Annotated in this window: 5 protein-coding genes and 3 pseudogenes; 1 reads left to right on the plus strand and 7 read right to left on the minus strand. The window is 73.1% G+C overall.

The window, feature by feature from the left end; translation table 11 throughout:
* Positions 1-14: 14 nt before the first annotated feature.
* From ABZT03_RS28425 to ligA, 6 genes and pseudogenes are all read right to left on the minus strand, one after another.
* Positions 15-611 (minus strand): 3'-5' exonuclease, encoded by a 597-nt coding sequence (locus ABZT03_RS28425; RefSeq protein WP_356044334.1) that lies wholly within the window; start codon positions 609-611, stop codon positions 15-17.
* 74 nt (positions 612-685) lie between these two features.
* Positions 686-1,345, minus strand: coding sequence for a lipoprotein (locus tag ABZT03_RS28430; protein WP_356044336.1), 660 nt, complete (start codon positions 1,343-1,345; stop codon positions 686-688).
* 190 nt (positions 1,346-1,535) lie between these two features.
* Positions 1,536-1,772, minus strand: a complete 237-nt coding sequence (locus ABZT03_RS28435) for a hypothetical protein (RefSeq protein WP_356044339.1) — start codon at positions 1,770-1,772, stop codon at positions 1,536-1,538.
* A gap of 95 nt (positions 1,773-1,867) precedes the next feature.
* Positions 1,868-2,221: pseudogene (locus tag ABZT03_RS28440) on the minus strand (cytochrome d ubiquinol oxidase subunit II); the annotation flags it as partial.
* Positions 2,203-2,985 (minus strand): annotated as a pseudogene (locus tag ABZT03_RS28445) (cytochrome ubiquinol oxidase subunit I); the annotation flags it as partial. The pseudogenes ABZT03_RS28440 and ABZT03_RS28445, both read right to left, overlap by 19 nt.
* 314 nt (positions 2,986-3,299) lie before the next feature.
* Positions 3,300-5,411, minus strand: a complete 2,112-nt coding sequence (gene ligA, locus ABZT03_RS28450) for an NAD-dependent DNA ligase LigA (RefSeq protein WP_356044341.1) — start codon at positions 5,409-5,411, stop codon at positions 3,300-3,302.
* A 155-nt stretch (positions 5,412-5,566) separates the two neighbouring features.
* On the opposite strand from ligA, the gene ABZT03_RS28455 reads away from it, so the two are divergent.
* Positions 5,567-5,833 (plus strand): hypothetical protein, encoded by a 267-nt coding sequence (locus tag ABZT03_RS28455; protein ID WP_356044342.1) that lies wholly within the window; start codon positions 5,567-5,569, stop codon positions 5,831-5,833.
* A 110-nt stretch (positions 5,834-5,943) separates the two neighbouring features.
* Here ABZT03_RS28455 and ABZT03_RS28460 read toward each other — a convergent pair.
* A pseudogene (locus tag ABZT03_RS28460) lies at positions 5,944-6,374 on the minus strand (hypothetical protein); the annotation flags it as partial.

Genomic DNA, 6,374 nt, shown 5'->3' on the forward strand with positions numbered 1-6,374 from the left:
GGCCCCCGAAGCGGTCAGGGACGCTGGTTCTCGCGCTGCTCCGAGGGGTGCGGCCAGGCGCCGTCCGCGGCCAGCCGCAGGACGAGCGCCGCGATGTTCCAGGCGTCGTCCTCACCCCGGTGATGGCGCCCTTCGAGGGGCAGCTCGGCCAGGCGCAGTGCCTGCGCCATCCCGGGCCGCTTGCGCAGCCCGTACGCCCCCGTGAAGACGGCCTTGGCGTTGGTGTGGAACCGGCCGAAGGGGTAGGGGACCCCGGCCGCCCGGCACTGGCGGGTGAACTGGTCGCGGTCGTAGTCGCCCCAGCTCGCCCACGGCCGGATGCCGGCGTCGTGCCCGGCCGCGAGCAGCCGGCACGCCTCGGCGAAGGAGAGGCCCCCCTCGACCTCGTCCTGGGTCAGGCCGGTCAGCTCGGTGCAGAACGCGCTGACCCGGGAGCGTGCGGGCCGCACCAGGACGCGGTGCCGGGCGAGCCGCTCACCTGCGGCCAGGTCGACGACGGTCAGGCCGATCTCGATGATCTCGCCGGTCTGCCCCCGCGGCGGCGACCCGGCCCAGCAGGTGGCCTCGACGTCCACGACGTTCAGCAGGTGTTCGGCCCCGGTGCTGTCCATGACCGGCAGCGTAGGGGCCGGAACCCTTCAACTGCATCTGCTTTGAACGGTGTTCGGTCCGGCCGCAGTCGTGCTCACCCCACCCGCAAGGTCCGCTCGGCCAGTTCGAGGGCCGGCAGCATCGCCTCGTGCTCCTCGGTGTCCATTCCGCCCAGATGCAGGACGACCGGACCCTCGGGTGTCGTGACGGCGAGGGCGTGCTCCTTCTTCGTCTCGTCGAGCAGCTCGCTGGTGTACAGGTACTCCACCTCGGCACCGACGAGGTCACCGGTCCGGAACGTGCTGTACGTCGCCTTGCTCGCCTGCTTCTCGGCGGCCACGAACCCCTCCAGGACGGTGCGCGCGCTGTCCTCACCGGGCTCGCCGGTCCACACCCGCAGGTAACCGAAGTACCCGGCGGGCTTGGCGTCCACCTCGCAGGCCGCGGTGACCGGGCCCTGGTGCAGCAGCGCGTCGGCGACCTCCGCGGCCACCTCGTCGTCGAGGTCACCCGAGGCCGCTTCGGCATCGACGGCCTCGGCCTTCCACCCCTGGGCGATGTCGAAGGAGACGGGCAGCTCACAGGCGGAGCCCTCCGCGCCGATCCGCCCGCCGCTCGGGGCGACCGCCCGGGTGCCACCGGCGGCCGCCGTGGCCGAAGCACCGGTGGACGTCTTCGCCGACGCCTTGTCCTCCTCGTCCGCGCCCTCCGCGCAGCCGGCCAACACCCCTGCCAGCAGAGCCACATGGGCCATCCGACGCCATGGCTTCCCCACCCCGACCGACACGGCTGTCTCCCCTCAAGATCCGGACGGCACACGATAGTCGAGGGCACTGACCTGGCATCCAGGCGGTACGGCCCCTGACACCGGCCGCGTACGGCGGCCACCCCACCGGCGCGGACCCGAGCCGGACCCAGGCCGGGCGGCGGTACGGCGTCCCGGCTCAGTGCCGCTGCTGCTCGGGTGTCGCCCGCTGGAAGGTGGCGTACAGCAGCCACAGGGACGGGATCAGGACGAGGGCGCCGACGCCCAGCGCGACGAGGATCGCCCTGAGGACGGCCGGGGTCGCCGCGGCCTCGGTGACGGTGGTGGTGCCGACCAGCATGGCCGGGTACTGGGCCGCGCCCCAGGCCCACAGGATCGCCGCCACCGCGAGCGCGGCGGCCGCGCGGGCGGCCACGAAACGGCGCGTGGCGAGCAGACCGAGGACCGCCAGGCCGGCACCGCGCTGAGGATCACGAGCGGCAGGGCCCGGTGGGTGAGGCCGTGGAACAGCTCCGGCGCGTCGGCGTGCAGGACCGCGATGCCCGCGCAGGCGACGGCACCCGCCGCCAGACCGCTGACGACGGCGTCGCGGGCGAACGAGCGGGCCAGCTCGGGCCGGCCCTCCCGGTCGGCGTCCGCACACAGGTACACGGCCGCCAGATGGGCGCAGGTCAGCACCGCCAGCACCCAGCCCAGCACCGACGTCGGGTTCAGCCGGCTGATGACGACGTCGCCCTCGGTGAGCCCCGGCGGGACCCGTCCGGAGGCGACCCCGCCGGCCACCGCACCCAGGAAGAACGGTGTGATCAGCGACGACAGCGCGAAGCAGGCGCCGAACAGCCGTTGAGGAAGCGGGCCGCCCAGTCACCCACCAGGATCTGGAAGGGCGTCACCACGGCACCCAGGGCGAAGGGGATGAAGAACCCCGCCCGGTGGTAGGTGTCGCGGCGCCCGCGCAGCAGCACCACCGCGTACACGGACGCCGTCAGGAAGGACGCCACCATGAACGCGGCGAGGATCATGTGCACGGTCTGGGGCCAGCTCGCGGGGTCGAGCATCGCGGCCCACGGGTCGACGTCGACGACCTTGCCGTCGCGCAGGGTGAAGCCGCGGGGCTGGTTCATCCAGGCGTTGGCGCAGACCACGAAGAACGCGGACGCGGTGCCGGCGACGACGATGGGGATGCCGGTCAACAGGTGCCGGCGGGGCGGCAGCCGGTCCCAGGCGTAGAGGTAGATGCCGAGGAAGATCGCCTCGATGAAGAAGGCGATGCCTTCGAGGGCGAAGGGCAGCCCGATGACCTGCCCGAAGCGGCCCATCAGTCCGGGCCACAGCAGCCCCATCTCGAAGCTCAGGATGGTGCCGGAGACGGCTCCGACGGCGAACAGGACGCCCATGGCGCGCGCCCACCGCCGCGCCGGCAGCCGGTACGACGGGTTGCCGGTGCGGAGGCCCCACCACTCGGCGAGCAGGGTGAGCGCCGGCAGGCCCACGCCCAGGCAGGCGACCACGATGTGCCATGCCAGCGAGAACCCCATCTGGGCCCTGGCTGCCGACAGGTCTCCCGGCGACACCCGGTTCGCCGCGAGGGCGATGCCGGGCGCCGAGGCGGCGAGCACACCACGCATCACGACTCCGCCCAGTACCCCCGTGGCACGCGGTCAATCACGGGATGCGTGAAAGCCGGACCGGACGTGCGAAACCCCGGCTGGACGGGGGAGACCAGCCGGGGCCGCGTTCGGTGGCCGGCGGAGGGGCGGTCGCCTCGCGGCGAAAGGCTCCACAGGGCTTCAGCCGAACGATCGTCCCTGTGGGCTGTGGGTAGGCCCGGGGACACTGTCCCCTCCGCAGCCACACAGACAGGAACGGCCGATCGACGCCGGTTGTTCCCCAGCCTGCCGAGGGGCCGCCGTGAGCCGGCCCACCCGGCCGCGGACCGGCGTCAGTCGAGGAAGTCGGCGACCAGCGCGGCGAACTCCGCCGGCTCGGCCAGGCGGATGCCCAGGGTCTCGGCCTTGGCCCGCTTGGAGCCGGCGCCCTCCCCGGCGACGACCAGCGTGGTCTTCCTGGAGACGCTGGAGGAGGAACGGCCACCGGCGCGTTCGACGAGTTCGTTCATCTGGTTGCGGCTGAGCGCCTCCAGTGCCCCGGTCATCGCGCCGGTCACCACGACCGTCATCCCCGCCAGTGGCCCGCCCGCCGGCGCCGGGCCGTCCGCCGCGTCCGTGTCGGCCGGCGCTTCCTCGGCACCCTCACCCACCGCAGCGGGAGGCGTGGCACCGGGCTCGGTCATGTTCACCCCGGCCGCCACGAGCCTGTCGATGAGCGGGGCGAGTTCGGCGAGTTCCGCGACGATCGACGGGGCCTTCTCGGTGCCGATGCCGTCGACCCGGCGCATCGCTTCGGCGTCGGCGGCGCGGAGGGTGTCCATGGTCGCGAAGTGGCGGGCGATACGGCGGGACATGGAGCGGCCGGTGCCCCGGACCCCGAGCGCGCACAGCACCCGCGACAGGGGCCGGCCCTTGGCGGAAGCGATCGCCGCGAGGAGGTTGTCGGTGCTGGTGTCGCCCATCCGCTCCAGTCCCAGGAGCTGGTCGCGGGTGAGGGAGAACAGGTCGGCGAGATCGGCGACCAGACCCGCCTCCACGAGTTGCACGACCCGGGTGTGACCGAGGCCCTCGATGTCGAGCTGGTCGCGGCCGGCCGCGTAGGAGAGGGCGGCGACCAGATGGCAGTCGCGGCCGTTCTCGCACCGCCAGCGCTGCTCGCCGGTGTCGATGCCCGAGCCGCAGTGCGGACAGGTCTCGGGAAAGGCGATCGGCCGCTCCTCGCCGGTGCGCAGGTGCGCCACGGGGGCCTCGACGCGGGGAATGACGTCACCGGCGCGATACACCATGACGTGGTCGCCCAGGCGCAGGTCGCGGCGGGTGATGTCGGCCGGGTTGTGCAGGGTGGCGTAGGTGATCGTCGAGCCGTCGATCTCGACCGGTGCCAGGACGGCGCGCGGGGCGATGATGCCGGTGCGGCCCACGTTCCACTCCACCTCGAGGAGCCGGGTGATCTTCTCCACGGCGGGCAGCTTGTAGGCGATCGCCCAGCGCGGGGCGCGTGTGCCGGAGCCGGCCGCGTGCTGGTCGGCGGCCAGGTCGGCCTTGACCACGATCCCGTCGATCCCGAACGGCAGTTCCGCCCTCAGCGCGGCGATCTCCGCCACCCGGGCCAGGACCTGTTCGGTGGTGTCCGCGGTGCTGCCCGGCACGGGGGTGCCCGCCGTGGTGTGCACACCGAGGGCGGCCGCCTCCCGCATCAGGTCACTGTGCGCCAGTCCCGCCAGCCGCGCGCCGAGGTCCGGCTCGGTGTCGGGCAGCGGCAGCAGACCGTAGCCGAAGAACGTCATCGGCACGGTGTAGGCGCGGTCCTTGGCGCGCAGGGTGCCCGCCGCGGCGTTGCGCGGGTTCGCGAACGGCTGCCCGCCGTGGCCGGTGCGCACCTCGTTGGCGTGCTCGAACTGGGCGGTGGTCATCAGGACTTCGCCGCGCACCTCGACGGTGACGGGCTCGCCCAGTTCCCGCGGCAGGCCCTCAACGGTGCCGATGGCGTGCGAGACGTCCTCTCCGGCCGTGCCGTCGCCGCGGGTGACCAGCCGGGTCAGGCGGCCGCGGTGGTAGCGGGCGGCGATCGCCAAACCGTCGAGCTTCGGTTCGACACTGAATCTCGCCGTCTCGTGGCCGAGCCGCCGGGCCAGGGAGGCGGCCCAGGCCGTGAACTCCTCGGCCGAGAAGACGTTGTCCAGGCTCAGCATCGGCGCGGTGTGCGGGACGTCGCCCTCCACGGCGCCGCCGGCGACCTTGCCGGTCGGTGAGTTCGGCAGCACCTGGTCGGGATGTTCGGCCTCCCACGCCGCGATGCCGCGCACCAGCCGGTCGTAGGTCTCGTCGTCCAACGCCGAGGTGCCGCCCTCGTAGTAGGCGGCCGATGCCTTCACGGCGTCCTCGACGGCCCCTGCGTAGGCGGCGTCGTCCACGATCACTGCTGCTGTCGTCATGCTGGTCATCCTGCCTGCCACCACTGACAACGCGGTCGCTCCGCCGCGTGCGTCCGGCCCGGCACATGGCCGGGCACACGAACTTGTCTGCCGAGCGCGGGGCAGGCCCTGGGAGGAGTGCTCGTGACGGGCGGTTGTCAGTGCCGGATGCGAGGCTGCATGGCATGGATGAGCTCGAGTTCATGCGCGGCCGGGTCTACGGAGCCGACCACGACGACGCCGGTCCACAGCCCGGACACACCTATGTGGAGTTGGTCGGCGGGCCACTGGACGGCCTGCTGCTGGACGTGACGGGCCGGCCCGACCACGAACTGCGTGCGGGCGTGGCACTGCCGACGGAGATAGGCAGTCACGGACCGGGCGGCCGCGCGCTGTACGCGCCCCGGGTCGCGGGCAGCACGCGCTTCGACTGGCGAGGCGACACGCCCTGACCGCACGCGTCACGGCACACCGGTAAGCCGGCCGGGCGCGGCCCGCGACCGCCTGATGCCGACCCACGACGGCACCTGGCAATCCGGGCCGCAGCGCGTCCCGGTGCGTGTCAGGCGTCGGCGGGCACGGGCTGCTCGTCGGCCTGCTGGGCCTGCGGCTGCTCGGGTGCCTCGGGAGCGGTGTAGAAGACGGAGGAACCCTGCTTGGAGCGCTGGGCGAGGCTCTTGGCCACGAGTCCTTCGAGGGTGGTGCGCACGACGGTGATCTTGACGTTGCGCTCGGGGTGGGTCTGGCCCAGGGTGGTGGCGATCTCCGCGGCCGAGCGCGGTTCGCTCTGCTCGGTGAGGTGGCGGCGCACCAGGTCGACGAGCGTCGGCTGCGAGGACTTCACGGCCGATGCCTTGGCCGTCACCTTGGCGGTGGACTTGGGAGCCGACTTGGGCGCGGACTTGGGAGCCGACTTGGTGGCGGCCTTCGCGGACGACTTCGCGGCGGGCTTGGCCGTCGACCTGGTCGCGCGCTTGGTGGCAACGGGCTTGG

Source organism: Streptomyces sp. NPDC005574 (assembly GCF_040605435.1).
In the GTDB taxonomy this organism is placed as follows: Bacteria; Actinomycetota; Actinomycetes; order Streptomycetales; family Streptomycetaceae; genus Streptomyces.

Bases quoted from the DNA above. Each gene is read 5' to 3' on its own strand.
- ABZT03_RS28430 (WP_356044336.1), bottom strand. From the start codon at position 1,345: ATGGCCCATGTGGCTCTGCTGGCAGGGGTGTTGGCCGGCTGCGCGGAG.
- ABZT03_RS28455 (WP_356044342.1), top strand. From the start codon at position 5,567: ATGGATGAGCTCGAGTTCATGCGCGGCCGGGTCTACGGAGCCGACCAC.
- ligA (WP_356044341.1), bottom strand. From the start codon at position 5,411: ATGACCAGCATGACGACAGCAGCAGTGATCGTGGACGACGCCGCCTAC.
- ABZT03_RS28425 (WP_356044334.1), bottom strand. From the start codon at position 611: ATGGACAGCACCGGGGCCGAACACCTGCTGAACGTCGTGGACGTCGAG.